Raw genomic sequence first — 25472 nt, 5'->3', positions numbered from 1 at the left:
GGGAGGACGCTCGCGACAATCGCCGAATTCGGCCCACCCGAGATAGCGGCAACTGTCACCGACACGGTCGACCAGTGTCTCCATTAACCGCTTCGAGAGGCCCTATAACTACTGCATCCATAGGAATTGGTATGGCAACAGACTACGCCAACGACGTGCTCGTCACGGCTGACTGGGTCGAGGACCGACTCGAGGAGTTCCAAGACGACGACTCCGACCTTCGACTCGTCGAGGTCGACGTCGACACGGAAGCCTACGAGGAGGAACACGCCCCCGGTGCAATCGGCTTCAACTGGGAGACCCAACTGCAGGACCAGACCACTCGAGACATCCTTTCGAAGGAAGACTTCGAGGACCTGCTTGGCAGCCACGGCATCAGCGAGGACTCGACGGTCGTCCTCTACGGTGACAACGCCAACTGGTTCGCCGCCTACGCCTACTGGCAGTTCAAGTACTACGGCCACGAGGACGTCTACCTGCTCGATGGCGCTCGCAGCTACTGGCTCGAGAACGACTATCCAACCACGGACGAAGTTCCGGAGTTCTCGGCAGTCGAGTACGACGCCGCCGGCCCGCGCGAGAGCATCCGCGCCTACCGCGAGGACGTCGAAAACGCAATCGAACGCGGCGTCCCACTCGTCGACGTTCGCTCGCCCGAGGAGTACAGCGGCGAGATTCTCGCCCCACCAGGACTGCAGGAAACTGCCCAGCGCGGCGGCCACATCCCGGGCGCGAAGAACATCTCGTGGGCCGCCGTCACGAACGACGACGGCACCTTCAAAACGCGTGAGGAACTCGAGGATCTCTACGGCGAGGAAGGCATCGACGGCAACGAGACGACCGTCGCCTACTGCCGCATCGGCGAGCGCTCCTCGGTCGCGTGGTTCGCCCTGCACGAACTGCTCGGCTACGACGACGCCGTCAACTACGACGGCTCGTGGACCGAGTGGGGTAATCTCGTGAACGCGCCGATTGAGAAGGGCGAGTAAGCACCGACACACCACCGGCACTCGAGCATTCCTTTTAGCACAGATATACGCGCGGAGAAACACATATGTGTGTTTCAGCCGAAGGTCCGGTATGACCGACGTCGACGAATCACCGACGAGCGTGGCGACGGACTGGACGGACGACCGGACGACGTTCCAGCGAGTCTACGACGTGCTCGTCGGCACGACCGACTCCGCATCCGCACAGCAGTTCGCCGAGTGGGCAGACTGCTCCGAAACCGGCGCGCGGAAGGCTCTCGAGCAACTCGTCGAGATGGGGATTGCGACGCGGACGGAGACGCGACCCGCGACCTACCGGCGCAACCCCTCGTATTTCAGGTGGAAACGCATTGAGCGCCTCGCAGCGGACCACGACGTAAGCGAACTCCGAACCCGCCTCGAGGAGTTACTGGCCGAAGATAACGCATTGCAGGAGGAATACGGCGTTCCGGAGCCGGACGCCGTCGTCGTCGGCGAGGACCCCTCGAGCGACCACGACGAACTCCACGAACGGTGGGATGACCTCTCGACGTGGCGAACGATCCGACGCGACATCACGCTGGTACAACGGGCCATTCAGCGAGCGGAGTCGCGCAGCGACCGTCGGGCTCGAGCCTGAGCGATGGCGGACCGTCCCGAAGAGCCAAGTGGCCCGCTCGATATTCCGACGCTCGAGGTGCTCGCCCGACGCGGGGCATCGCATCCACTCGTCACCGACTGGACGTTCCAGCCGGATTCGCTCTCGCCGCGTGTCCTCGAACTCGAGGTTGATCACACTCAGTATCCAGATGAGATCGTCGAGGTCCGACTCGACGTCCGGTGGTTCGTCGGCGGTGACTACACCGTGCACTATCTCGAAATTCGTGACGACGAAGAGACTCCCTGGCAGTGTCGCTGGGATCGCCATCCCAAGCCGAACGCGCCGCGGGCACACTTCCATCCGCCGCCCGATGCGGAGAGCGTCGACTCCTCGTCACTGGATTCGAGTCACCATCTCGCGGTGCTATTCGGCGTCCTCGAGTGGGTTAGTGACCGTCTTTCGGACACCCACAGTTGAAAACGTGTGCAGGAGCCATCGGAATCCGTATCATACTCGAGTTGGATCCTCAACTAATGAGCGATGCAAATCGACCGTGGCTCTCGAGTCGGAAAGCGACGAATCAGCTCCTGCTGGTACTGATCGCCGTCCTCACGGTCGGCTTTGTCAGTCTCGGCGGCGACGGATCCGCCGGGATTCGGATCATCGCTGATCTCATTCTTGTTGTCGTCTTTTGCGGACTGTTCGCGGCTGTGATCGGATATTTGGTTGCCCCTAGACAGTAGGGTCGCCGAGTACCAAACTCCGCTGGAATCACTCGAGATGACGATAGGCCTAACTCCCGCCCGCCCGAACGCCCGTCCATGACCGATGCAGACGCCTTCCTCGAGACCGTTCGCGACGAAAATCAGACCGCCCTCTCCCGATTGGGGTCGTCGAAATCGTTGTACGCCGACACCGGCGGCGACATCGACACCGAACCCGTCCTCGAGGCGACAGCAGACGCCGAACACGCCGCCTGGCAGACCTTCAGCGCGTGGGCCGACGACGAGGACACCGACGCCGCAAGCGAGGCGTTCGCGACCACGGCTGACGAGGAGCAGGAACACTTCGAGACCGTCCTCGAGCACCTCGGGAACGACGAGTACGAGCCCCAGAACGTCCCCGACCTCCACGAGTACCTGCGCGGCCTCGAGTCGACCGTCGAGCGCGTCGGCGCGTTTGCGGGGCGCGTCCTCGCGAGCAAGCGCTCGAAAGAACAGGTCGTCGGCTACTTCGTCGGCGATGCTGACCCACAGACCGCCGGCGTCTTCCGCGACTTTGGCGACGATTTGGACGCCCAGCTCGAGCGCGTCAGTGACCTGCTCGAGGACGTCTGTGAAAGCGACGACGACTGGGACCGCGCCGAAGACGCCGCGACGGGTGCAATTGAGGCCGCCTACGGCGAGTACGTCGAAAATTTAGAAGCGATGGGCGCGAACCCGAAGCCGGTCTGTTGATTACTTGATGATCGTCACCGGCACCGTTGCCTTATCGACGACCGTTTTCGCGACGCTGCCGACGACCTGTTCGCGTTCCTCCGAGAGGCCGCGGTGACCGACGTAGATCATGCGCGCATCGGTCGCTGCAGCGTGGTCTGTGATCGCGTCAGCGGGTCGGCCCGCGAGCAGTTCCGTCGTGACCTCGAGGTCTCCCCCGGAGCCAACGACGGCGTCGGCCGCGATGGTTTGTGCCTGCTGGACCGTCCGCTCGCCGTATTCGACGGCCTCGTCTTCGCCAGGGAGGACGAGCGTCCCGTCGACGAGTTCCGTCTCAGGCGTCAGGACGTGGACGATCTCGAGGGGCTCATCCCACGCGCGTGCGGCCCGTGCGGCGTGTTCGATTGCGGTATCACTCACTTCCGAGCCATCGGTTGCGACGAGGATGGTCATACATATCTCTAGGACGCCAACGCGTATAGCACTCACACCTGTTCCTACAGGCTGAGAAGAGTCGGTATCCAAGAGCGATCAGACGCCGGTGACAGTCTCTCGAAACGCCCGGATCGACTCGAGGGCGTCCTCAACGGACGTGGCAACGTCACCGCCTTCCTCGTCGGCGATCTCCGTCAAGATGTGCTCGTGTCGGGCGAGCGTGCCATGGTCGGGGCCACGGTCGGCCGTCGCGTGGTCTGCGAGTTGGCTGGATTGAGTCTGGAGACGATCCCGTGTTTCCTCGTCTGTGGCTGCATCGGCCGCATTTTGGAGTGTCTCGGCAGCATCCTCGAGATGTTCTCGTGTCATAGGCTCTCGTTCAGCAGTCGCGGATAAAATGGTTTCAATCAAGAGTTGGAAATCCGACGTTCCCGCCTACTCGAGCAGTTCGACTCGAGCCTCGAGATCAACTGACTCGAGGTCGCTCGCCGACAGGTTAGCAACTGTATCGTGGAACGCGGTCCGATAGCTCGCTGGTCCCGCATACTCGGCGTCGGCCGCGCGCTCACCAGCGATTCCGAACGCGAGCGTCCCGTAGACGGCAGCAGCCGCGTCGTCCTCGAGTGCGCCGCGGAAGGCCGCGATGGTGCCACCGAGCATACAGCCGGTGCCGACGACGGTCGAGAGCATCTCGTCCCCTGCTGCGATGCGGACAACGGTGTCGCCCGTCGCGACGACATCCTCGACACCGCTTGCGACGACGACCGAGCCAGTCGACTCGGCGAGCGAGCGGGCCGTCTCCTCGATGTTGTCGTACTCGCCGACGGACTCGACGCCTTTGACCTCGGCTTCGACGCCCGCGAGCGCGCTGATCTCGCCGTAGTTGCCCTTGATGATCGCAAACTCTGTTTCCTCGAGTAAGTCCTCGGCGACGCCCTGGCGCGTCGGTGTCGAACCGACACCGACCGGATCGAGAACAATCGGCACGCCGCTCTCGGCGGCCGACTCGGCCGCGTCGTGCATCGCATCGACTCGGCGTTCTGGCACCTGTCCCGTATTGAACAACACGGCGTCCGCGATGGATGCCATCTCGCCTGCATCGCCGTCTGAGTCGGCCATCACCGGCAGCGCGTCCCAGTGGAGAATCAGGTTCGCCACGTCGTTCATCGTCACCTCGTTGGTGATCGAATGCACGAGCGGACTGCCCGACTCGAGCGTCTCGAGTGCGTCTGCGAAGTCGTCGCCAGTCAGACTCGACGGGTCGAAGTCACTACTCATTGACTTGCCCTCCGTTCTCGAGTGCCGTTGCCCTTTCGACGGCCGCTGCAAGCGCTTCGGTGGCGGCTTGGGGATCGTCGGCGGCGGTGATTTCGGAGATGACGGCGACGCCAGTTGCACCGGCTTCAACGACTGGGGCTGCGTTGTCGGCGGTAATGCCGCCGATGCCGACGACTGGGATATCGGCCGCGTCGACGATTTCGGCGACGCGTTCCGGGCCGACGCCGTCTTTGTACCGACTCACGTCCTTCGAGGAGGTGCCGTATATTGTCCCCACGCCAAGGTAGTCCGCGCCGTCGGCTTCAGCCTGCTCGGCTTCCGCCACGGTGCCCGTCGAGCAGCCGATGATCGCATCCGGTCCGAGCAGATCGCGAGCAACCGCGACCGGCAGGTCCGACTGGCCAACGTGGACGCCATCAGCATCGATTGCCTGTGCAATATCGAGTCGGTCGTTGACGACCAGATCGACGCCTGCCTCGGCCGTGAGTTTGCGCAGTTCGCGGCCGACTTCGTAGCGCTCGAGCGTGTCACTCTCCTTTTCGCGCAGTTGCACGGCATCGACGCCGCCGGCAATCGCGCGCTCGACGATTTCGGCTGTTGAACGCCCAGCCGAGATCGACGCCTGCGTGACGAGATAGGTCTGCCAGTGCGGGAAATTCACGGCTGGTATTCGGCGGTGATTGCACTAAGCGACTTCGGTCGCTGCTCGAAAACGTCTCGCTCGAAGCGACAGTCAAAGCGTCCTGAACGGTTGTTTATGCGTGCTCGTGGCCTAGAGCGCTCGATGGGCCCAACTGGAATCGACCGGCGGACGGTCCTCGCCGGCATCGGCGCGACGACCGCAGTCGCGGTCACAGCGGGCTGTCTCGGAGACGACGCAGACAGCGCCGCGGACGACCCCGTCGTCGACATCGCGGAGACGACCGAGGGTGACACCGACCCTGAGGCGTGGGCAGATGTCTCGAGCATTCGCTTCGACGGCTACGTCGGCGGCTGGGTCGGGCGCGACCCCGCTCCAATCGAACTCGTCGAGAACCCAACGCTGGTGCTTCTCGAGGGCCACGAGTACGACCTCACCTGGGAGAATCAGGACGGCATGCACCACAATATCGCCGTCTGGGACGCTGAGCAAGAGGTCGTCAACGACTACACAACTGACGGCACCGATGTCGAAGGCGAGCGCGAAACACTGACCTTTGAGGCGACAGCCGAGATGGCGACCTACCGCTGTGAGTACCAACAGGAGGGCCAACGCGGCGACGTGACCGTCCTCGAGTCCGCTGACCTCGAGTGAGAGTAAGAGTAAGAATGAGCCTTACAGAAAGTACAGGCGAAAGCCCACGGCTTTAGCCGTGTGGATGAAGCCGTCACTGCTGAATCACTCCACGTTTCACAACAAGCTGGATATTCCACGTTGCACGATCCATACCTTCAAGTTGGTTTCTCCACATAGGTTACGCATGGCGAAACAGGTCGTCACCCGCACCTACACTGCTTCCATCAGGAACCAGTCACAGGTGTCTGACGACCTTGATTCGCTCGGGTTCGCCGTCTCAAAACTCTGGAACGTTATCAGACTACGTCTGATAGCCCGTGAGACGTAGTCTCACGACGTCGGACGGTGGACAATCAGTCGTGTCTGGGACGAAATCGACTACATCCCTGAACACGACGAACTCACCGCGTATCTCAAGAGCCACGAACGCTACGATGACCTCCATTCTCAGTCAAGCCAGCGCGTTCTTCAAGAACTCGCTGAGGCGTTTAATGGCTGGTACGGCAAACGACGCAACGGAGACAAACGAGCGAACCCGCCCGGCTACCGCAAACACGGCGACGACCATCCGCGAAGCACGGTCACATTCAAAGCCGCTGGCTTCAAACTCGACACCCAGTACGACCGCGTTCGACTCTCAAAGGGGTCGAACCTCAAGGAAAACTGGTCGGACTTCATCCTCTGTGAGTACCAGACTCGTCCGGACGTTGACCTCTCTGAAGTTAAAAGTGTTCAACAAGTACGAGCGGTCTGGACGGGTGACGAATGGGAACTCCACTTCGTGTGTAAAGTCGAGATCGAAGTGGCCGAAGCACCGGGTGAGAAGACCGTGGGTGTTGACCTCGGCATCACCAACTTCGCCGCACTCGCCTACGAAGATGGCCATGCCGAGCTGTATCCGCTGAACTGCCTGAAACAGGACGACTACTACTTCAGCAAGCGGATTGCCCGGTGTGACGACGCCGACTCCAAGCAAGCGAATCGGTTGCATCAGAAGAAGTCGGCTCGCCGAACCCACTACTTCCATACACTCTCAAAGCACATCGTTGAACGGTGTGTTGAGGCGGGTGTTGGAACGATTGTAGTGGGTAACCTCTCCGGTATCCGCGAAGATGGGGGGAACGGCGACTCAAAGGACTGGGGTACGCACGGCAACCTCGACCTGCACTCGTGGGCGTTCGATCGCTTCACCGACCTGCTCGAATACAAGGCGGAGATGGAAGACATCACGGTTGAGCACGTATCCGAGCGGGCTACGTCGAAGTCGTGTTCGTGTTGTGGTCAGGAGCGCAAGGCAAACCGTGTTGAACGCGGCTTGTACGTGTGCGATGACTGCGGGGCAGTGATGAACGCGGACGTCAACGGCGCAGAGAACATTCGACAACAAGTATCTCCGAGTCTCGCCTGTGATGGGGGAGATAGGAGTAACGGCTGGTTGGCACAGCCATCGACGTTCCTGTTTGACAAGGAAACTGGTGCATTTGCACCTCAAGAACAGATCACGTCGTAAACCACAATATCCCAACGCGGAATCCCACGGCTTCAGCCGTGTGGAGGATGTCAACGGACGACAGTCACCGAGACGGGCGAGCGGCGGACGACACCCTCGGCAACGCTGCCGAGCAGGACCCGCGAGACGCCTTCCCGGCCGTGACTGCCGATGAGAATGTGGTCGATATCGTGTTCCTCGGCGTAGACGACGATTTCTCGAGCGGGGTCACCGCTTGCAATTTCGGTCCGCAAGTCGACATCGCCAGCACTGAGATCAGTTATATCAGCGTGAAGTTCCTCGGAGGCTTCCTCGCGCCGGGTTCCGAGCATCTCTTGGACCGCCTGCATGCTCATTTTGGTGAAACTGTCCGCGACTTCGACGACCCGGAGGAGAACGATTTCCTCGTCGGGATAGTCGTCAAAGGCGCGCCTGACTGCCTTCTGTGCTGGTTCCGAGCCGTCGTACGCGACGAGAATTGCCATACAGCCAATTGGTCTGCGAGAAAGATAAATCCGGGTACTCGAGACGGTTTCTGCTCGAGTTCGCTTCGCTCACCCTCGCGTAAAACCGCCCTCAAAAATTACCGATTTCTGATGGTCCCACAAGCGCGTCGCGCTTGTGAACTTCGATGAAAAGGTCACGATTCGCACTACTCGTCGCGGGTGTTACTCTTCGAACACGAACGTCCCAGTCCGAACTTTTCCGCGTCGGGTTCACTTCGTTCACCCTCGCGCAAAACTTCGATGAAAAGACCGCGACTCGCTGCGCTCGTCGCAGGTCCTACTCTTCAAACACGAACGTCCCGTCTTCTTGGACGACCTCACCGTCGATTTCGATGACCGAATCCTCGCTCATATCCACGATCATATCGACGTGGACGGCGGAGTCGTTGCCCTCGTTGCCCTCACCAATCGTATCATCGTAGGCCCGACCCACGGCCATGTGGACCGTATCGCCCATCTTCTCGTCGAACAGCATATTGTAGGTGAACTGGTCGATATCGCGGTTCATCCCGATACCGAGTTCGCCGAGTCGACGCGCACCCTCGTCTGTGTTCAGGACCTCGGTCAGCGTCTCCTCGTTTTTCGCCGCCGAGTGTTCGATGACTTCGCCGCCCTCGAACTCGAGATACACATCCGTGATCTCCCGGCCCTGATGGTACAGCGGCATGTCGAACAGCACCTCGCCCTCGACGCTGTCGGGAATCGGCGCGGTGAAAACCTCGCCGCCGGGCAGGTTGTGCTTGCCGTGGTCGTTCAGCGTCGGGTTGCCCGCGATGGACATGGTCACGTCGGTCGTGTCGCCGCTTTTGATGCGGATCTCGTCTGCGCCGTCCATGAGATCGACCATGTTGGCCTGGTGTGCTTTCTGTTCGTCCCAGTCCTTGTTGACCGCATCCCAGACGAAGTTCTCGTAGCCCTCGGTGCTCATCTCGGCGAGTTGGGCGTTCGCCGGCGCTGGATACTGGGTGAGACACCATCGCGTTCCGAGGCGTTCCTCGAGAATCGGCTGATGGGCCTGCTGATAGGCGGCCTGCGTTTCGGGGCTGACGTCGCTGCTCTGTGTGACGTTGTCGCTGGAGCGAATCGCGATGTAGACATCGGTGTTCTCGATGAGCGCGAGTTCGTGGTCGGGCGTCTCGAACTCGTCATCGCTGGCGCGGAGATACGCGCGCTGGCTGCGTTTTCCGGTTCGCTGACTCGTCGTCACCGGGTTCGCGCCACGGTCTCCGATAACCTCGTGCAGCGCAACGACGAGGTCCTCTGCGACGGGATGGGCGTCGATAACGACATTGTCGCCTGCCTCGAGATCGACCGAGTGATTCGCGATGAGTTCGGCGTGTTCGCGGATTCGCGGATCCATGTCACACGGTACCGGAGACGGCGGGATACCGTTTTCGAATCGAAACGCTCCCGTGGACGCCGCTACTCGCCGTCGCCGCCGTCAGCCAGAAAAATACCCAGGTAGATCGAACCCAGCGCACACGCGACGCCCAGTCCAAAGGCAAGCGTGTACGGCGACTCGAGGTCGACATAGCCGGCCTCGAGCCAGCCCACGAAGCCGACAATGACGAGTGCGAACGCCGCGAGCCGGAGCACAGAAACCAGTTGTCGGGCACGGCTGGTCGACGCTGGGGTCGTTTCGGGTTGCTCGTCGGTCATGGAGGTGTACTCACCCGCTCGCAGCCGTCCCAGTTGTTCATATCGGTTCTCCACAGTGACGAGATAGAAAGGGTAGGATACCGGCTCTACTGCCAGGACTGGGCGTCACGTGTACCAGTATCGGGTTCCGAGGAGTCGTCGTCGACGAGTTCCTGACAGAACGACACCGTCGCACCCGTCAAGATGAGCGAAAGCGGCACAACGACAATAAGAGCGATGAGCACGCCCACGCCACCGCCGCTTGCGAGCACCGATAGGACGAGCGAACAGATGCCAGTGACGACGACGTGCCAGAGTGCAAAGGAGAGGTAGGGGCCGCCAGAGAGCGCGAAGCTGTAGGAGCGCCGGAAACTCTCGAGGACGCCTGCATCGTCGACAATGAGCAGGAATGGCACTGCATAAAAGAGGTAGCCGATGAGGATGAGAAGTGGGATCGCGAGGAGCAACAGCGAGGGTGCGATCAGCAGGATTGGAAGCGCGAGGAGCATCGCTCCGAAGAAAACGGCGTAGTACAACAGCATCCGCGGCGCAAACTGGGCGATGCACGTCAGCGGTGCGGCGCGCTCACCGCGGAGTCGACGGTCGATTCCGCCGAGGTAGCCAGCAGTGATAGCAGCGCCGATGACGCCGTAGATGGCTATCAGGAGCGCAATCCAGCCGAATATCTCGAGGCCGAACGATTGGGCCGGCATGACAACGCTCTCAAACGGCGTGTCGATGGTGAACTCAGAACTGGAGCCCGGCCCCGTTCCGGTTGCGAACGGGTCAGATCCCGGCGTGCCCGGCGACGTTGGCTCGCCAACCGTCATGGACGTGACTGGCTCCGGTGCGTCGATAAACGACCACAAATCGAGAATCGGTGACGGAAACTGGAGTTCAAGATTGATCGAAACCCCGCGGCGTGGCTCGAGCGTGCGCATAAACTGCTCGAGCGGGAACAGTGACAGGACGAACGGAACGATTACGAACGGAAGAAGGCTACCAAACCGATCGGACGCTCGAGAGACGTGTCTCGGGAACGGGCTGCCTGACTGGGTGGCCGATGAGGCGTCTGAGTTGGAGTCGAGATCGTCACCGGGCGGTTCGTCGGGTGTAGGGACCATACGTTCGACGAGAAACGATAGGATATTCAACGTGTTGATGGTCGGCGACGACTCAGGATACACTCGCGGCGGGCCGACATGGTTCGGAACATTACAGGAGGGAAAAATAAATACAGATACGTTTCTGAATTTGAATAGACAGCGGGCAGTCACGCGACAGGTTCGCGTTCATCCACCCATGGACGACAAAACGAAATACGCCCTCATGATCGTTGCCGGACTGGCGGTACTGTGGTACGGGTACGCGGACTACCAGACCCAGGATGACCGCCTCGAGAACGCCATCGAAGTCGACGCGACGATCCTTGAGACAGACATCGACCGGCGCAGTTCGAGCAACTCGGGCACGAGTTACTACCCGGACGTGGAGTTCGAGTACGAGTACGAGGGCGAGACCTACATCAGTTCGAACATCGACGCTGCCAGTTCTCGAGCCGGAGACTCCTCGCGCTCTGCAGCGCAGTCCGTACTTGATGAGTATCCTGAAGGCGAGGAGGTAACCGTCTATCTCGACCCCAGCGAACCCGACGAGGCGTTTCTCGAGAACGACCGCTCGTATGCCCCGCTCTTGTTCGTACTCGCCGGAGCGGCCATTGCGATCGCCGGCGCAGTCTATCTGTTCAGGACAGTCCGCGAAGAGCGCCAGCACGATGGGAGCGACGAGTACTCACTCGAGTGAACTAGATTGGTGATTTATGTCCGAGCCGGCCGTCTCCGCGAGTAGCCGATGAAATCCGTTCGCGTCTCGCTCGGCCACGATCAGGAGGCGCTCGCGCCGATTCACGAGGGCATCTGTGCGTCACCCGATATCAGCCGCGAACTCATCTTGGGTGGGCACGCAGTCGACGGTGTCGAGACGATCACCTCGTTTGTTTACGGCGACCGGGAGGCGTACGAGTCGCTGCTGGCTACTCTCGAGTCCGTCCGCGAGTACGAGATAACGCCGGCCGAGGAGGGGTTCTTTCTGTACCTGCGCCGAGATCTCGGCCCGGACGGTCGGTCGTTGCTCGACGCACTCACACAGGAGACCGTCGTCGTTGTCCCACCGATGGAAGTGCGATCTGATCGAACGATTCGCCTGACACTTGTGGGCGACTCGAGTGCGCTCTCGAGCGTGATCGAGGACGTCGCTGCGGGCACAACAATCGATATTCTGTGGACGAGTGACCGCGTGACGACCACTGAGACACCCGTCTCTGACCGTCAGCTTGCAGCACTCGAGACAGCCTGGGAACTGGGCTACTACGAGGTTCCGCGACGGAACGGCATCGAAGCGGTCGCCGAGGAGTTGGACTGTGCAGTCTCGACAGCCTCGGAACTCCTCCGGCGCGGTGAGGCACGGATAATCGGACAGACACTCGAGCGCCAGCGGTGACCGTCGCTACGACTCGGCCGTGCGACACAGCGCCGTATAGGTCGTTCCGGCGGTGTACGTCTCGAGCACGGTACACTCCTCGAAGACGGCAGAGAGCGACTCGAGGACGTTCCCGTTTGGATTCCAGTTGGCATACCAGCGCAGGAAGCGCCACAAGAGTGGGTTGGCAAGCCGTCCGGGACCGGACTGAATCGGCCTGATATCGAAGACGACGAACGGCTCGCCAGGCTCGAGCAGTCGGTGGACGTTCTCGACCGCGGCGCGCACATCGGGCATGACGCTCATCGAGAGGCTGGCGATTGCGGCGTCGAACGGCTCGTCGAAGTCGACCGTCGTCGCGTCGGCACGGCGAATATCGACGTTGGTCCAGCCGTGGTCGTCGACGCGAGCGCGTGCTTTCGCGGCCATCGCCGGGCTGTAATCGACGGCGACGACCTCCCCTTGCTCGCCGACATCGGCGTGCAGTCGCTCGAGGTTCACGCCCGGCCCGCAGCCGATATCGAGGACGCGATCACCCGGTCGTAACTCGAGGCGGTCGATTGCGTCCTCGCGCATCGGCTCGAAATCTGACTCGCTCAAGGCGTACCAGTTACTCCACCGATCCCACTGCGTGTGGCTTCGCTCGAGGTGGTCCTCGTACGCCTCGGACTCTTGCTCGGTGTTGGTGTGCATACTCGTACTCGAGTCGACCGCGGCGTGTAGATTATCGCGAAGCCTATCGGTGTTTTATAAGTAGAGAGGAAATCACTCGAGAGAGTGGACCGAGCGATCCGCCGCCTATTTGCGCGTCGCGGCGGTAGCGCGCCTATGATCGATCTGCGCTCCGATACCGTGACGACGCCCGACGAGACCATGCGCGAGGCCGCCCGCAATGCCGACGTGGGTGACGATGTCTACGGCGAGGATCCGACGGTAAACGAACTCGAGGCCCGCGTGGCCGACCGGCTGGGAACCGAGGCGGCGCTGTACTGTCCGACGGGGACGATGGCGAACCAGATCGCTGCACGCGTCCACACCGAACGCGGACAGGAGGTGCTCGCAGACCGGAAAAGCCACGTCGTAAAGTACGAACTCGGCGGCCTTGCCCAGCACTCGGGCCTGCAGATTCGCATGCTCGAGTCAGACAGAGGCGTGCCGACCGCAGAACAGGTCGCCGAGAACGTCATTGACGAAGACCTCCACCGGGCGGGAACTGGGTTGCTCTGTCTCGAGAACACGCACAATGCCCGCGGCGGACTTGCAATCGAACCAGCGAATATCGCGGCCGCGGCTGAGGCGGCCCACGAGCGAGATGTCCCGGTTCACCTCGACGGTGCGCGGCTGTTCAACGCCGCGACGGCACTCGAGGTGCCAGTCTCTGATCTCGTCGCCCCCGTCGACTCGGTTATGTGTTCGCTCTCGAAGGGACTCGGCGCGCCCGTCGGCTCGATGCTCGCCGGCAGCGAGGAATTCATCGCGGATGCACGCCGAACCCGCAAACTGTTCGGCGGCGGCATGCGCCAGGCCGGGATCATCGCCGGCCCCGCACTCGAGGCGCTCGAAAACGCCGGCGACCTCGAGCAAGATCACGAACACGCCCAGTTGCTCGCAGACGGCCTTACCGCGCTCGAGGGGTTCGACGTACAGGAACCGGAAACGAACATTGTCTTCGCGGACGTCTCAGAGACGGGGCTCGAGCCCGAGGCCGTCCTCGAGCGCTGTCGCGAAGAGGACGTACTGGCAACGCCGTTCGGGCCGACGACGATCCGGTTCTGTACGCACCGCGACATCTCACGAGCAGCTATTGAGCAGGCGCTCGAGCGACTGTCCGGCCGGTTTAACTGACGCGACGTTACTCCTGACCGCGCATCCCATCGCGGAACTCGAGAACCGTCCGGCGAAGCAGTAGATACGAGAAGAAGATCAGCGAGAGCAGGATGACGACGATCGCGATGATCACGGGATCGTCCGGCAGGAGGTCGAATATGAACATACGACACCGATACTGTGTCACTGTGCAAAACAGTTTCGACGTTTCGCCGACCACCGGCTGTGCTCGAGCGAGCGGGGCTGTCGCCCGTTGTGCGGGCGATATCGGCGTAGCTAAAATCGGTGTTTGACCTTGCGTCGTTTATATTGACTGTCCGGCCCTACTGAGTACTGCGGGTCGACGGTTGCACCAGCCTCTGACCGCGACCGGCGACTCGAGACTGCGCGACATCGGTCGGCGACCGACACTGACGCGGTCCCCGCCGCGGCATCGAAACCACCACCCGCCCTCTCGCTCGTACTCGATGGCCGCTCGTAGTCCCCGCTCGTCACCGACGCAGCCCTCGTCCCCACAATCCACGCCCTGGTCCCCGCTGGCGCACTCCCACACGCATCGCCGCCTACCCCGCTGGCTGATCACCGCCACTATTACTCGAGGTCAATTTCGAACGACTCAATCAGCGTACCCTCGGGTTCTCGGATTTCGCCCTCGAGCGATCCATCAGTCTCCTCGAGAACGGCAAATCCTGGCCGGTTGCCCCGTGGATCGGCGTGACTCCCCGGATTCAACAGCACACAGTCCTCGGCATCGACGACGGTTGGTCGATGGGTGTGGCCCGAAACGACGACATCCGCATCGTGCGAGCGTCCGAACATGACGAGTCCCATCTCGCCGCCATCGCGGCGGTGGGTGACGGCGAATCGAGCGCCACCCGCTTCGACGACTCGAGTCGTGGGCAACCGGTCTCGAACGGCCATGTTGTCGGCGTTGCCGTGAACAGGATACAATAGCTCACATTCGTCCTGGAAGGCCTCGAGCGCTGCCGTACTCGTGAAATCACCCGCGTGAATAACGACGTCAGCCTCGCGCGCTGCATCCAGCGTGGCCCCCGCGAGGCAGTGACCGGCGCTGCTGTGTGTATCCGAGAAAATCGCAATCGTGGTCATGGCCCTTGCTTCGTGCGCGAGTAAAACTTTGTTTCGGCTTGAACGCGGTGACAGAGACAGCGTCCGCGAACGACAGATTGTAGACTCGAGTGTCCGAATAGGGCCATATGGTCCCAACGACCCCGCTCTTCGATCCCGAGGAGTACTTCTCGCGCGAGGGAGACGCCTCGCTTACCACAGCGATCACTGTGACCGCTGTCTTCTGGATTGCGATGGTCGCCTACATGAGCATCTACATGTGGTATCTGTTCGACGTTGCAACGGAGTTGCCCGAGGCCTCACTCGGCGGTATTATCCCGCTGACGGCGCTGTTGATGGGACTGACGGTACTGCTCATCTGGTTGCTCATCACGACAATTCTCCACGGCATTACACGCGTTGCTGGCGGCTCAGGCTCGCTCAAGACAACGTTCGAAATCGCAGCGTGGGGGCTTGGCGCGTACGCAATTGCGGTCTTCGCACAGGCCGCTACAACCCCGTTTACCGTCCCGAGCGAGTCGATTACGGCCGAAGATCCTGCAGACATTGCGGTCCAGTTCGCCGCAGAGGCACCGCTCAGCATCGCCATCATCACGCTTCTCACACTGGCGGTGGCAACAGTCTGGGCCGTCTACATCTGGACGTACAGCATGGCACAGACCCACGATATCAGCGTTCGACGCGCCGCAGCCGCATCCATCATTGCCGCCGTGTTCGTCCCGCTGGTTCTCGGCGTATTCTAATCCGATTCGACATCCGCTCCCAGCCGGTTTGTGACGTCATTCGAACCAACAGTCAATCAGCCACTCACGCCACAGGGTGCACATGACGCGGGAAGTGTTTACTACGGCGCAAGCGAACGACCAGCCATGTCAGCACAGCCGACCGTGCTCGTGACGGATTACGTCGCTCGAGAAACGGCAACCAAACTCGTCGATCACCTCGAGTCAGCCCTTCCCGATGGCGTCGTCGAACGGGCAACAATTCCAGAGGAGACACGCGACCTGATTGAAGACGCCAACATCGTCGTGACCAATCGCCTTCCAGCGGAATTGCTCGAGCGCGCGCAGAACCTGCGGTGGGTCCACGCGCTCAGTTCGGGCGTCGACAGCTACCCACTCGAGGAACTCGAAGAACGCGAGATTGTCCTGACGAACTCGGCGGGGATTCATGCCCAGCCGATTGCAGAGCAGGTGCTCTGTTACATGCTCATGTTCGAGCGCGGCCTCACCGAGAGCGTCCGCCAGCAGCGCCAGTCAGTTTGGGAGCGCGTCACCGCAGGAGAACTCCACGGCCAAACCGTCGGCGTCATCGGCGTCGGTGCAATCGGCGAGCGCGTCGCCGAACTCTGTGCGGCGTTCGGGATGGAGGTCCTGGGAACGAAACGCGACCTCGAGGACGTCCCCGATGCAGTGGACGAGATCTACGCCGCAGACGACCATCACGAAGTGCTCGCCCGCGCGGACTACGTCGTGCTGGCGTGTCCGCTCACCGACGAAACGCAGGGGCTGATCGGTGAGCGCGAGTTACACGTCATGGGCCGCAATTCGGTCCTGGTCAACATCGGCCGCGGCGAACTCGCAGACGAGGACGCGCTTGTCGAATCGCTCCAGCAGGGCCGCATCCGCGGCGCGGGACTCGACGTCTTCGAGACGGAGCCACTGCCCCGGGAGTCGCCACTGTGGGACCTCTCGAACGTCGTCATCACACCCCACATGGCCGGCTCGACGCCACACCGGTTCGACCGCTGGCTCGAGATTCTCGAGCCCAATTACGAGGCGGTGTCGGAAGGGCGACTCGAGGAGATGGAGAATCGGGTGGTCTGAGCGGGCTACTGGCGGTTTTCGGTGGCGCGTGCTGACAGCCAGTGAGCCACCGGCGAACTGGCGGTCAACCGCACGCGAGGGATGAGTGAGCGACTCCGGAGCGAACGAATCGGTTGGGGAGGGCGCGGCGATTCCCTGGTACCACGATAGCAGCCTCGTCTCGATTCATCCTCGATGTCCGTGCTGATTCCGTGCCGGCCGTTTCGTCCATACACGAATCGCCTCGTTCAACTTCAACAGTCGATCCGCGCGATTGCATGGGAGACGAACGTTTTTATCGCAGTGGGGACCAATCGTCTACCGTGTCCGAAACCGCCGGGTACATGCGCTTTTTCCCGTACGACGAGCCGTACGGCAACCAGCGCGACGCGATGGACCGCATCCACAACGCCCTGACGCGAGGGCAAAACGTCCTCTTCGAGGGCGCCTGCGGGACCGGCAAAACCCTCTCGTCGCTCGTGCCCGCCCTCGAGGTGGCCCGCGAGCAGGGCAAGACGGTCGTCATCACGACGGACGTCCATCAGCAGATGCGCCAGTTCGTCGCCGAAGCCCGGGCGATCACCCGCGAGGAAGACATCCGCGCGGTGGTCTTCAAAGGAAAAGGCTCGATGTGCCATATCGACGTTGGCTACGAGGAGTGCCAGGCCCTGCGGGATAACACGCGCTCCGTCGTCGAAACCCAACAGGACAAACAGCAACTCGAGCGTCGCCAGCGCGAACTCCTCACGGAGAGTCAGAACGAAGGCGGTGGCTCGGCCGCAGACGCCCGCTCGGCCGTCATGGACGAACTCGAGTCAATCGAAGAGCAACTCGAGGATTTAGAGGAGAAAAACGTCTGTGACTACTACCGGAACAACCTCACTGAGAACACGGACGACTTCTTCGCGTGGCTGTTCGACGACGTGCGCACGCCCGACGAAATCTACGAGTACGCCGAAACCCAGCAGTTCTGTGGCTATGAGTTACTGAAAGAGGGGATCGAAGGCGTCGATCTCGTCGTCTGTAACTACCATCACCTGCTCGATTCTACCATTCGCGAACAGTTCTTCCGCTGGCTCGGACGCGACCCCGAAGACGTCATCGCCGTCTTCGACGAGGCCCACAACGTCGAGGGAGCGGCCCGGGACCATGCCAGTCGCGCCTGCTCGGAACGAACGTTCGACTCCGCACTCGAGGAGTTAGCCGAGACGGACGATATTCGAGCCGACGACGCCGTGAACGTCCTTTCAGCGTTCCATCGTGCGCTCGTCGAAACGTACGAAGAGTCGTTTGGATTCGGTGACCGAGAAGCCATCGGCGAGAACTGGACGGACGTTCCCATCGCCAACGAGGGCCGCCGAGACGACCTCACCCTCGAGTTCCTGCAACGCTACTCCGGGCAGGGGATTGGCGATGATCTCGAGGCGGCGATGCAACTCGGCCAGGAGTTAGACGAGGAGTACGAGGAAGCCTATCGCGAGGGCGAGACCGCGACGCGCACGGAGTGTCAGACGCTCCAGGCCGCCGCGTTCGTCAGCGCCTGGATGAACGAGGGAACCGCAGAGGGGCTGTATCCCGTCGTTTCCGTCACGCGCGACGGCGGCACCGACGAGGTCTACGGACGCGCGGAACTGTATACGTGTCTGCCGCGCCAGGTCACCGGACAGCTCTTCGAGGAAGTGTATTCGACCGTACTGATGAGCGCGACGCTCCAGCCCTTTGATGTGACCGAGAGCGTGCTCGGCCTCGAAGAGCCCGTCACGATGGCCTACGGGCTGCAGTTTCCCGAGGAACGGCGACGCACGTACGCCGTCGAGACACCGGCGCTGTTCGCCTCGGATCGGGACGACCCCGCGGTTCAAGAGGAGGTGACGGAGGCCATCTTCGACGCGGCCCGGATGACCCCAGGCAACACGCTCGCTTTCTTCCCCAACTACGGCGAGGCCGAACGGTATGCAGAACGCCTCGAGCGCCGGATCGGCTCCGGGGAGGCGGTGTATCTAGACGAGCCGGGCGTCTCGGTCGAGGAGTTGCGCCAGGAATTCGTCGCGGACGATAACGCCGTGCTCTGTACCTCGCTGTGGGGCACCCTCGCGGAGGGCGTCAGTTTCGACGGCGATGACGCCAGTACTGTTCTGGTAGTCGGCGTTCCCTACCCGCATCTCGATGACCGTGCTGAGGCCGTCCAGGAAGCCTACGACGCGGCGTTCGAGGGCACCGAAACCGGCTGGCGCTACGCCGTCGAGATTCCAACGGTTCGAAAGACGAGACAGGCGCTCGGGCGCGTCATCCGCTCGCCAGAAGATATCGGCGTCCGCGCACTGCTCGACCGGCGCTATTCGAGGCGAGCGAAGTCCGATCTGGGTCGGTACAGCGTCAACGGCACCTTTCCGCACGAAGAACGCGAGGAACTGCTTGATATTGCGCCGGAAAAACTCAAATTTGCAATGCTGAACTTCTACGGCGGCCACGACGCCTACGACGGCGAGCCACCAGCGCCGTAGCCCACTCGAGAGCGAGTGCGACGTTACTCAATCGCCACGTCAGCTTCGCCACTCATTACCATCGCGGTGTGAGTGCCACCCTCTTCGACCGTAAGCTCGAATTCGTCAGACTCTTCGACCGACCATGTCTCGAGGACGCCTTCTTCGTCGTGGCGAATCTGGAGGCCAACGGAGTCACGTTCGACATCCGCCTCATCAGTTGTCAGGTCATCGTCATTGTCGTCACCAGGCTGGTCGATTTCAACAACGTCAACGGTTACGGTGAGTTCGGACCCCTCGTCGGCTTCGAACTCGACAAGTTCGCCTTCGCTCAGCGTCGTGTCAACGCCGCCGCCAAGCAGAGATGTACAGCCGGCAAGCGGTGTGACCGCTGCGAGCGCAAGAAATGAGCGTCGGTGCATACCGGCAATAGTGACACCGCCCAATAATAGCTTCTGGCCGCGAACTCAGGCTGACAAGGCGACCCGACTCACCGGCAACTTCTCCGTTCCGTTCCAGAACTCGAGCGCGTCGACCGTCCACGAGAGTGGCTCAAGGTCGCGCTCGGCGAAGCGTTTCGCGGTTTCGAGGTCACCGCCGCGCGCGAGTGTAATGTGTGGAACGTAGTCGTCGCCCTCGAGGCCCGCTATTGGGTCGAACGTCTCTGTGAGTTCCGCATGAAGCGCCTCGAGACCGGGACTGTCGACAGCGAGGTAGACGACGGGAGCCGAGCCGAGTGGCGGGTCTTCGAAGTAGTCGATCCCAGTGATTTCGGCGTCGACAGCGGTTGCACCCTCGAGTGCGCGGTTGGTTCGGTGCTGTAGCTGGGAGACGTGGTCGACGTCGCCGAGACGTTTGAGTAAGCAGGAGTGTTCCTCGCGAATGGTCTCAAACCCGATCAGTTCGGGGTGAAGCTCGTTCGCGAGTCGGCGAGCGCGGCCGGGAACCGGCACGGTGACGCTATACACGTCTCTCCATAGCGCTGGATTGGGTATGAGTGTGGCGTTCTGCCGAACTCACTCTCACTCGATCGAGGAGTCGACTCAGAGCCGATCGAACAGCCAGAGAACGATGAGTACTGCCATCGCAAGCAGGATAACGGGCATCAGCATGCTGACGATCGAGAACGCCATCGAGATGATCTCGAGGACGAGCAACACAGCGATCAGTCCGAGGACGATTTTCAGGAGCGTTTCGACCTCGAGTTCGGCACGCGTGTCGTTCATACATTCGTCTGTACGTACCAGTATAAAAAGTGCACCGACGCGGTCGGAAAGACCTATTTAGTCGGCAACAGCAATTGCATGTGATGGAGGGGAAGGGGCTTCGAGCCCTGCTTTGTGTGCTCATGGTGCTTGCAGGGTGTTCGCTCGCGGTTGTGCCGATAGCGTCGGCAGCCACAGCGGACACCGGGTCAGGAGCGTACGCTCACGACGAATTTTCACAGGTACAGCAGTTACAGATACAAGACGAGACTGAAAACGAGACACCAGAGAGCCAGACTGGCAGCGATCGCCTCACAGACGCCAGTGAAATCCATATTAATACGTTCGTTCACGAAAACGGGTCAGCGACGTTCGATGTCGAATATCGATTCGAAAACGACACAGAGTCAGGCTGGGAAACGCTTCGCGAGGACATCGAAGCGAACACCGAAGAGTACGTTGAGGCGGAACAAAACGCCTGGAGCGACACGGTCGCAGATAGTGAGAACGCAACCGAACGCGAGATGGGAATTGAAGATCTCTCGGTCGAGACCGACACAAGCTCTGCACCGCAGGATCTGGGCCACGTTAAAGTAACCTTCGAGTGGACCGCGTTTGCGTACGTCGAACTCAATCGGATCGAAGTCGACGAATCGCTCGCGGGAATGACGCTGATGCAAGATACGACAATGCAGTTGTTCCCGCCGGATGGGTACGTGATCAGCAACGGGAACGGAAACGAAAACGGGAACGAAAACGAAGACGGAAACGCAGCGGACGACACCGACGAGTCGACGGCCGAAAACGTGTTCTGGCACGGGGATAGCGTCGATTTCTCCAGTGATCCGCCAACCGTCGTGATGATTGAAAACGGCAACGCAAGCGAGGCAAACACTGAGCCAACCGAACCCGAACCCGATCCGACCACGTCCTGGCTGATCGTCGCCGCTGCATTGGTCCTGCTCGTCGTCGTCGCGGCCGCCGGCTGGTGGCTCCGAGACACCAACATCATCGGCCCATCAGACGAGACCCCGACCCAGGATAGTGATCCACAGACTCCAGCGGCACAATCAGACCCCCAGACTACAGCCCCACCACCAGAGTTGTTAAGCAACGAAGAGCGCGTCCTCCGCCTGCTCGAGCAGCGTGGTGGCCGGATCAAACAACAGGAAGTCGTCGCCCAACTCGACTGGACCGAAGCCAAAACGAGCCAGGTCGTCAGCGGGCTCCGCGAAGACGAAGACATCGAAGTCTTCCGTATCGGCCGCGAGAACGTCCTCTCGCTGCCCGACGACCACCAGGAATCGAGCGACGACGCTAGCGCCCACACGGGCGATACCGACGCGGATACAACGGAAGACGATACCAACGCCCCGTCTGATACCTGACTTGGCGCCAGCGGCAGCGTAAGGCGTCCCAAACAGGGAACTTTTAATAGTACGAGGTTGTTGGTCCCAACCAATGAGTCGTACTGTCGGCAGGACGGTCGCTACCGCCGTGACCGACAGGACCGCTTCTCTTCGACGACTACGACGACCACGACGACCACGGCGGGCCTCCGAGCCCGTACTTTCTTCCACCCCTCGAACCCGGTTCGTTTCATCGTTCGACTGAATCAGAAAACGTCGAATTCTTGCGTAGCAAGCGCTCTGACGATATTTTACGATTTTGAAACCAACGTGTTTAAGTTCATCCTTCCGTTTCACTCGAGTACGATATGACCCGCGTGGCACTTGCGTTCTCGGGCGGCTTGGACACGACTGTCTGTGTCCCGTTGCTCGAAGAGGAGTATGGATATGATGAAGTGATCGGCGTCACCGTCGACGTCGGCCAGCCGGCCGAAGAGTTCGACGAAGCAGAAGAGACCGCCGAGGCACTTGATCTCGAACACTACGTCGTTGACGCGAAAGAGGAATTTGCGGATCTCTGTTTCGATAGCGTCCGCGCGAACGCGACGTACCAGGGCTACCCGCTTGGGACAGCACTCGCTCGTCCCGTCATCGCACAGGCAATTCTCGAGGTCGCACTCGAGAACGACTGTACGGGGATTGCCCACGGCTGTACCGGCAAAGGGAACGACCAGCTTCGATTCGAGGCCGTCTGGCGCGACTCCGATCTGGAAGTCATCGCGCCCGTGCGTGAACTCGGCCTCACTCGCGAGTGGGAACAGGAGTACGCCGACGAGCGTGACCTGCCAGTCGAAGGCGGCAGCGGCGGTGACTGGTCGATCGATACGAATCTCTGGAGTCGCTCCGTCGAAGGCGACGATCTCGAGGACCCAAGCTACGTCCCACCGGAGGAGATCTACGACTGGACCGACGCTCCATCGGGCGAGAGCGAAGAGATCGAACTCGAGTTCGAAGAAGGCTATCCCGTTGCCGTCAACGGCGAGTCCTACGAGCCCGTTGCACTCATCGAGCACCTGAACGAGGTCGCCGGTGCCTACGGCGTTGGCCGCACGGACTCGATGGAAGACCGCATGCTCGGTCTCAAGGTCCGCGAAAACTACGAACACCCCGCAGCAACGACGCTGCTCAACGCTCACGAAGCACTCGAGGGCCTCGTCCTCACACAAGAGGAACGCGAGTTCAAGCAACTCATCGACCAGAAGTGGTCGAAGAAAGGCTACGAAGGTCTCGTTGACGCACCACTCGTAAGCGCACTCGAGGGCTTCATCGCGGATACCCAGAAACGCGTCACTGGCACCGTCACGATCCGTCTCGAGGGTGGCCAGGCCCGCCCGGTTGCACGTGACAGCAACTTTGCAGCCTACTCGGCCGAACACGCCTCCTTCGACACGGAGACGGTCGGCAAGATCACCCAGGAAGACGCAACTGGCGTCGCGAAGTACCACGGCTTCCAGCGCCGTCTCGCGAACGAGGCAATCGCCGCGAACGCGGACGACGAAGTCGAACTCACAACGGACGGGAGCGGATCCTCGTCGGACGTGTCCGACGTAGGCGACGCAGACGACGAGTAAGACCATGACCGAGGAGAGCACTCACGACGGCGGCGACGAACCGGCGCTCGAAACCGACGGCGGCGACGCGAGCGAAGCGAGCGGATCCTCGTCGGACGTGTCCGACGTAGGCGACGCAGGAAGCGACAGCGTCGTCCGACGAGACCGCTTCAGCGGCGGGCCTGCCCGGAGTTTCCTCTCCTCACTCGAGGCCGACACACGAATTTTCGAGGCCGACCTCGAGGTTGATCGCGCACACGTCGTGATGCTCGCCGAGCAGGGAATTATCGACGACAACACGGCCGGTGAGATCCTCACCGCACTCGATACGATAGAAGTCGACGGCCACGAGGCATTACCAGACGGCGAGGACGTTCATGAGGCCATCGAGACGGCCGTCATCGAACGCATCGGCGAGGACGGCGGCAAGATGCACACCGCGCGCTCGCGCAACGACGAGGTTGCGGCGTGTATCCGCTACCGCCTGCGCGAGGACGTTCTCGAGGCGATCGAGACGACGCTTGCGCTGCGTGAGGCACTGCTCGAGGTGGCGAGCGAGCACACCGAGACGGTGATGCCCGGCTACACCCACCTCCAGCCAGCCCAGCCGATCACGGTCGCCCACTGGGCGTGTTCCTACGAAGGCGCAGTGCGTCGCGATACGGCGCGCCTGCTCGCAGCCTACGACCGCATCAACGAGTCACCACTCGGCGGAGCCGCATTCGCCGGCACGACGTTCGATATCGACCGCGAGCGCACCGCCGAGTTGCTGGGCTTCGAGAGCGTTGTCGAAAACTCGATGGACGCCTCCTCGAGCAGGGATTTCCTGCTCGAGACGGTACAGGCGTTGTCGACGCACGCGACGACGCTGTCCGGGGTGGCCGAGGACCTGATTATCTTCGCAAACCGCGGCTTCGTCTCCCTTTCGGATGATTACTCCTCGACATCGTCGATCATGCCCCAGAAGAAGAACCCGGACACGCTCGAGCTTGTCCGCGCAGTCGCGGGCGACGCCGCGGGATCGGTTCAGGGGCTAACGACGACGCTCAAGGGACTTCCGCGTGCGTACAATCGCGACTTGCAGCGTGCAACGACGCACGCCTGGGAGACGGTCGATGCCGTCACCGAGGCAAGCGAGGTCGCCGCCGGAGCCATCGCAACCGCAGCGTGGAACGAGGAGACACTCGCTGCAGAAGCGGGTGAGGGCTTCTCGACGGCAACCGGCGTCGCGGATCTGCTCGCGGCGAACGGCTTGCCGTTCCGCACGGCTCACGAGATGGTGGCCGTCGCCGCAGAAAACGGGGCCGACTACGACGCCCTCGAGGCTGCCGCTGAGGACGTCCTCGGTGAATCGCTCGAGTTGTTCGTCGATCCTTCGGCCGTCGAAGACGCACTTGACCCCGTCGAAAGCGTCGCGAGTCGCGACTCCCAGGGCGGCCCGGCACCCGACGCCGTTGCCGACCAACTCGAGTCGGGTCGCGAGGCACTGACAGCCGACGAGACGAGTCTCGAGCAGACTGCTGGCGCGCTCGAGGACGCCCACGAGCAACTGCGCGCGGAGGTAAACGAATATGTGTGACCACACAGCCGGTCCCATCGCGGCGCGTGGGGGCCGACACTCACAGCCACGACCGCGGCGGTCCCCGCCCGGGGACACACTACCTACTACATGATATGTCAGTCTAAATTTGCCGTAACGCAGGGCGCTTTCACCGTTAGAGGATAGTGCGCATCGTGTAATTTTCTTGTTAAGTTCGAAGGCTTTAAGGGATATCGGCTCCGAGTGGGGAGTACAATGACCGAATGCGTCGAGTGTGGGGCAGAAGTGTCCCTGCACGATGATCTGGAAGTTGGAGAGATCGTTGACTGTACGACCTGTGGCGCTGAACTCGAAGTCGTCGACACCGAGCCACCAGTCCTCGAGCGAGCTCCGGAGCTCGAAGAGGACTGGGGTGAGTGACCTTGCAGACGGTCGCAGCTAACCTGCGCCCTGTGTCCA

The 25472-nt window shown here is 61.5% G+C and carries 30 protein-coding genes and 1 pseudogene; 17 read left to right on the top strand and 14 right to left on the bottom strand.

The genetic code is table 11. From position 1 onward, the window contains the following. The first annotated feature begins 131 nt into the window (after positions 1 to 131). From G6M89_RS07075 to G6M89_RS07055, 5 genes are all read left to right on the top strand, one after another. Positions 132 to 989, top strand: a complete 858-nt coding sequence (locus G6M89_RS07075; protein WP_165161088.1) for a sulfurtransferase — start codon at positions 132 to 134, stop codon at positions 987 to 989. 91 nt (positions 990 to 1080) lie between these two features. Further along, positions 1081 to 1608 carry a hypothetical protein gene (locus G6M89_RS07070; RefSeq protein ID WP_165161087.1) on the top strand — a complete coding sequence of 176 codons (528 nt, stop codon included), beginning with the start codon at positions 1081 to 1083 and terminating at the stop codon, positions 1606 to 1608. A 3-nt stretch (positions 1609 to 1611) separates the two neighbouring features. Continuing rightward, on the top strand, positions 1612 to 2046 hold the full coding sequence (locus tag G6M89_RS07065; RefSeq protein ID WP_165161086.1) for a hypothetical protein: 435 nt from the start codon (positions 1612 to 1614) through the stop codon (positions 2044 to 2046). Positions 2047 to 2102: 56 nt separating this feature from the next. Then, the gene (locus G6M89_RS07060) at positions 2103 to 2312 is read left to right on the top strand and encodes a hypothetical protein (protein WP_165161085.1); all 210 of its coding nucleotides are present in this window, start codon (positions 2103 to 2105) and stop codon (positions 2310 to 2312) included. A gap of 78 nt (positions 2313 to 2390) precedes the next feature. Then, positions 2391 to 3026 (top strand): rubrerythrin family protein, encoded by a 636-nt coding sequence (locus tag G6M89_RS07055; RefSeq protein ID WP_165161084.1) that lies wholly within the window; start codon positions 2391 to 2393, stop codon positions 3024 to 3026. On the opposite strand, the gene G6M89_RS07050 is transcribed toward G6M89_RS07055, so the two are convergent. From G6M89_RS07050 to thiE, 4 genes are all read right to left on the bottom strand, one after another. Further along, complete coding sequence (locus tag G6M89_RS07050; RefSeq protein ID WP_165161083.1) at positions 3027 to 3458, bottom strand: universal stress protein; 432 nt, start codon at positions 3456 to 3458, stop codon at positions 3027 to 3029. It abuts the gene before it with no gap. Between the two features lie 78 nt (positions 3459 to 3536). Further along, positions 3537 to 3809 (bottom strand): hypothetical protein, encoded by a 273-nt coding sequence (locus G6M89_RS07045; protein ID WP_165161082.1) that lies wholly within the window; start codon positions 3807 to 3809, stop codon positions 3537 to 3539. Positions 3810 to 3875: 66 nt separating this feature from the next. Beyond that, positions 3876 to 4718 carry a hydroxyethylthiazole kinase gene (gene thiM / locus G6M89_RS07040; RefSeq protein WP_165161081.1) on the bottom strand — a complete coding sequence of 281 codons (843 nt, stop codon included), beginning with the start codon at positions 4716 to 4718 and terminating at the stop codon, positions 3876 to 3878. Further along, positions 4711 to 5379, bottom strand: a complete 669-nt coding sequence (gene thiE, locus G6M89_RS07035; RefSeq protein WP_165161080.1) for a thiamine phosphate synthase — start codon at positions 5377 to 5379, stop codon at positions 4711 to 4713. Before thiE ends, thiM begins: the two co-directional genes overlap by 8 nt. A 123-nt stretch (positions 5380 to 5502) precedes the next feature. Between thiE and G6M89_RS07030 the strand changes: the two genes are divergently transcribed. Beyond that, positions 5503 to 6012 carry a twin-arginine translocation signal domain-containing protein gene (locus G6M89_RS07030; RefSeq protein WP_165161079.1) on the top strand — a complete coding sequence of 170 codons (510 nt, stop codon included), beginning with the start codon at positions 5503 to 5505 and terminating at the stop codon, positions 6010 to 6012. A gap of 166 nt (positions 6013 to 6178) precedes the next feature. Then, positions 6179 to 7504: pseudogene (locus G6M89_RS07025) on the top strand (RNA-guided endonuclease InsQ/TnpB family protein). Positions 7505 to 7554: 50 nt separating this feature from the next. Here G6M89_RS07025 and G6M89_RS07020 read toward each other — a convergent pair. The 4 genes from G6M89_RS07020 to G6M89_RS07005 form a co-directional block, all read right to left on the bottom strand. Continuing rightward, positions 7555 to 7968, bottom strand: coding sequence for a universal stress protein (locus G6M89_RS07020; protein WP_165161078.1), 414 nt, complete (start codon positions 7966 to 7968; stop codon positions 7555 to 7557). Between the two features lie 298 nt (positions 7969 to 8266). Next, positions 8267 to 9349 (bottom strand): aminopeptidase, encoded by a 1083-nt coding sequence (locus G6M89_RS07015; protein ID WP_165161077.1) that lies wholly within the window; start codon positions 9347 to 9349, stop codon positions 8267 to 8269. 62 nt (positions 9350 to 9411) lie between these two features. Then, positions 9412 to 9648, bottom strand: a complete 237-nt coding sequence (locus tag G6M89_RS07010; RefSeq protein WP_165161076.1) for a hypothetical protein — start codon at positions 9646 to 9648, stop codon at positions 9412 to 9414. Positions 9649 to 9734: 86 nt separating this feature from the next. Then, a complete protein-coding gene (locus G6M89_RS07005; protein WP_165161075.1) occupies positions 9735 to 10751 on the bottom strand; it encodes a hypothetical protein in 1017 nt (338 codons plus the stop codon). A gap of 178 nt (positions 10752 to 10929) precedes the next feature. Between G6M89_RS07005 and G6M89_RS07000 the strand changes: the two genes are divergently transcribed. Both G6M89_RS07000 and G6M89_RS06995 read left to right on the top strand, forming a co-directional pair. After that, complete coding sequence (locus G6M89_RS07000; protein ID WP_241175232.1) at positions 10930 to 11430, top strand: DUF3592 domain-containing protein; 501 nt, start codon at positions 10930 to 10932, stop codon at positions 11428 to 11430. Positions 11431 to 11478: 48 nt separating this feature from the next. Further along, positions 11479 to 12126 carry a helix-turn-helix domain-containing protein gene (locus G6M89_RS06995; RefSeq protein ID WP_165161073.1) on the top strand — a complete coding sequence of 216 codons (648 nt, stop codon included), beginning with the start codon at positions 11479 to 11481 and terminating at the stop codon, positions 12124 to 12126. Between the two features lie 6 nt (positions 12127 to 12132). Here G6M89_RS06995 and G6M89_RS06990 read toward each other — a convergent pair whose 3' ends face one another. After that, on the bottom strand, positions 12133 to 12798 hold the full coding sequence (locus tag G6M89_RS06990; RefSeq protein ID WP_165161072.1) for a class I SAM-dependent methyltransferase: 666 nt from the start codon (positions 12796 to 12798) through the stop codon (positions 12133 to 12135). A gap of 135 nt (positions 12799 to 12933) precedes the next feature. On the opposite strand from G6M89_RS06990, the gene G6M89_RS06985 reads away from it, so the two are divergent. Next, entirely contained in the window at positions 12934 to 13950 is a 1017-nt protein-coding gene (locus G6M89_RS06985; RefSeq protein WP_165161071.1) for a low specificity L-threonine aldolase, read from the top strand. 7 nt (positions 13951 to 13957) lie between these two features. On the opposite strand, the gene G6M89_RS06980 is transcribed toward G6M89_RS06985, so the two are convergent. Beyond that, a complete protein-coding gene (locus G6M89_RS06980) occupies positions 13958 to 14098 on the bottom strand; it encodes a hypothetical protein (RefSeq protein ID WP_165160534.1) in 141 nt (46 codons plus the stop codon). A gap of 425 nt (positions 14099 to 14523) precedes the next feature. Next, positions 14524 to 15042 (bottom strand): metallophosphoesterase, encoded by a 519-nt coding sequence (locus G6M89_RS06975; protein ID WP_165161070.1) that lies wholly within the window; start codon positions 15040 to 15042, stop codon positions 14524 to 14526. A gap of 107 nt (positions 15043 to 15149) precedes the next feature. On the opposite strand from G6M89_RS06975, the gene G6M89_RS06970 reads away from it, so the two are divergent. From G6M89_RS06970 to G6M89_RS06960, 3 genes are all read left to right on the top strand, one after another. Next, a complete protein-coding gene (locus tag G6M89_RS06970; RefSeq protein ID WP_165161069.1) occupies positions 15150 to 15764 on the top strand; it encodes a YIP1 family protein in 615 nt (204 codons plus the stop codon). A 126-nt stretch (positions 15765 to 15890) separates the two neighbouring features. After that, complete coding sequence (locus G6M89_RS06965) at positions 15891 to 16847, top strand: D-2-hydroxyacid dehydrogenase (protein ID WP_165161068.1); 957 nt, start codon at positions 15891 to 15893, stop codon at positions 16845 to 16847. Positions 16848 to 17170: 323 nt separating this feature from the next. Then, positions 17171 to 19330 carry an ATP-dependent DNA helicase gene (locus G6M89_RS06960; RefSeq protein WP_165161312.1) on the top strand — a complete coding sequence of 720 codons (2160 nt, stop codon included), beginning with the start codon at positions 17171 to 17173 and terminating at the stop codon, positions 19328 to 19330. 23 nt (positions 19331 to 19353) lie between these two features. Here the strand turns inward: G6M89_RS06960 and G6M89_RS06955 are convergent, their stop codons facing one another. The 3 genes from G6M89_RS06955 to G6M89_RS06945 all read right to left on the bottom strand — a co-directional run bounded on the left by G6M89_RS06955 (position 19354) and on the right by G6M89_RS06945 (position 20535). Beyond that, entirely contained in the window at positions 19354 to 19731 is a 378-nt protein-coding gene (locus tag G6M89_RS06955; protein WP_165161067.1) for a hypothetical protein, read from the bottom strand. 45 nt (positions 19732 to 19776) lie between these two features. After that, positions 19777 to 20277 carry a 2'-5' RNA ligase family protein gene (locus tag G6M89_RS06950; protein WP_165161066.1) on the bottom strand — a complete coding sequence of 167 codons (501 nt, stop codon included), beginning with the start codon at positions 20275 to 20277 and terminating at the stop codon, positions 19777 to 19779. Positions 20278 to 20352: 75 nt separating this feature from the next. After that, entirely contained in the window at positions 20353 to 20535 is a 183-nt protein-coding gene (locus G6M89_RS06945; protein WP_165161065.1) for a hypothetical protein, read from the bottom strand. 83 nt (positions 20536 to 20618) lie between these two features. On the opposite strand from G6M89_RS06945, the gene G6M89_RS06940 reads away from it, so the two are divergent. From G6M89_RS06940 to lysW, 4 genes are all read left to right on the top strand, one after another. Beyond that, positions 20619 to 21902, top strand: a complete 1284-nt coding sequence (locus G6M89_RS06940) for a hypothetical protein (protein WP_241175230.1) — start codon at positions 20619 to 20621, stop codon at positions 21900 to 21902. Positions 21903 to 22231: 329 nt separating this feature from the next. Then, the gene (locus G6M89_RS06935; RefSeq protein WP_165161064.1) at positions 22232 to 23494 is read left to right on the top strand and encodes an argininosuccinate synthase; all 1263 of its coding nucleotides are present in this window, start codon (positions 22232 to 22234) and stop codon (positions 23492 to 23494) included. 4 nt (positions 23495 to 23498) lie between these two features. Beyond that, positions 23499 to 25052, top strand: a complete 1554-nt coding sequence (gene argH / locus G6M89_RS06930) for an argininosuccinate lyase (protein ID WP_165161063.1) — start codon at positions 23499 to 23501, stop codon at positions 25050 to 25052. Positions 25053 to 25268: 216 nt separating this feature from the next. Further along, positions 25269 to 25433, top strand: coding sequence for a lysine biosynthesis protein LysW (gene lysW, locus G6M89_RS06925; RefSeq protein WP_005554620.1), 165 nt, complete (start codon positions 25269 to 25271; stop codon positions 25431 to 25433). Positions 25434 to 25472: the final 39 nt, after the last annotated feature.

Origin of the sequence: Natronolimnobius sp. AArcel1 (assembly GCF_011043775.1) — an archaeon.
In the GTDB taxonomy this organism is placed as follows: domain Archaea; phylum Halobacteriota; class Halobacteria; order Halobacteriales; family Natrialbaceae; genus Natronolimnobius.
This window is presented reverse-complemented; position numbering and strand designations above follow the sequence as displayed.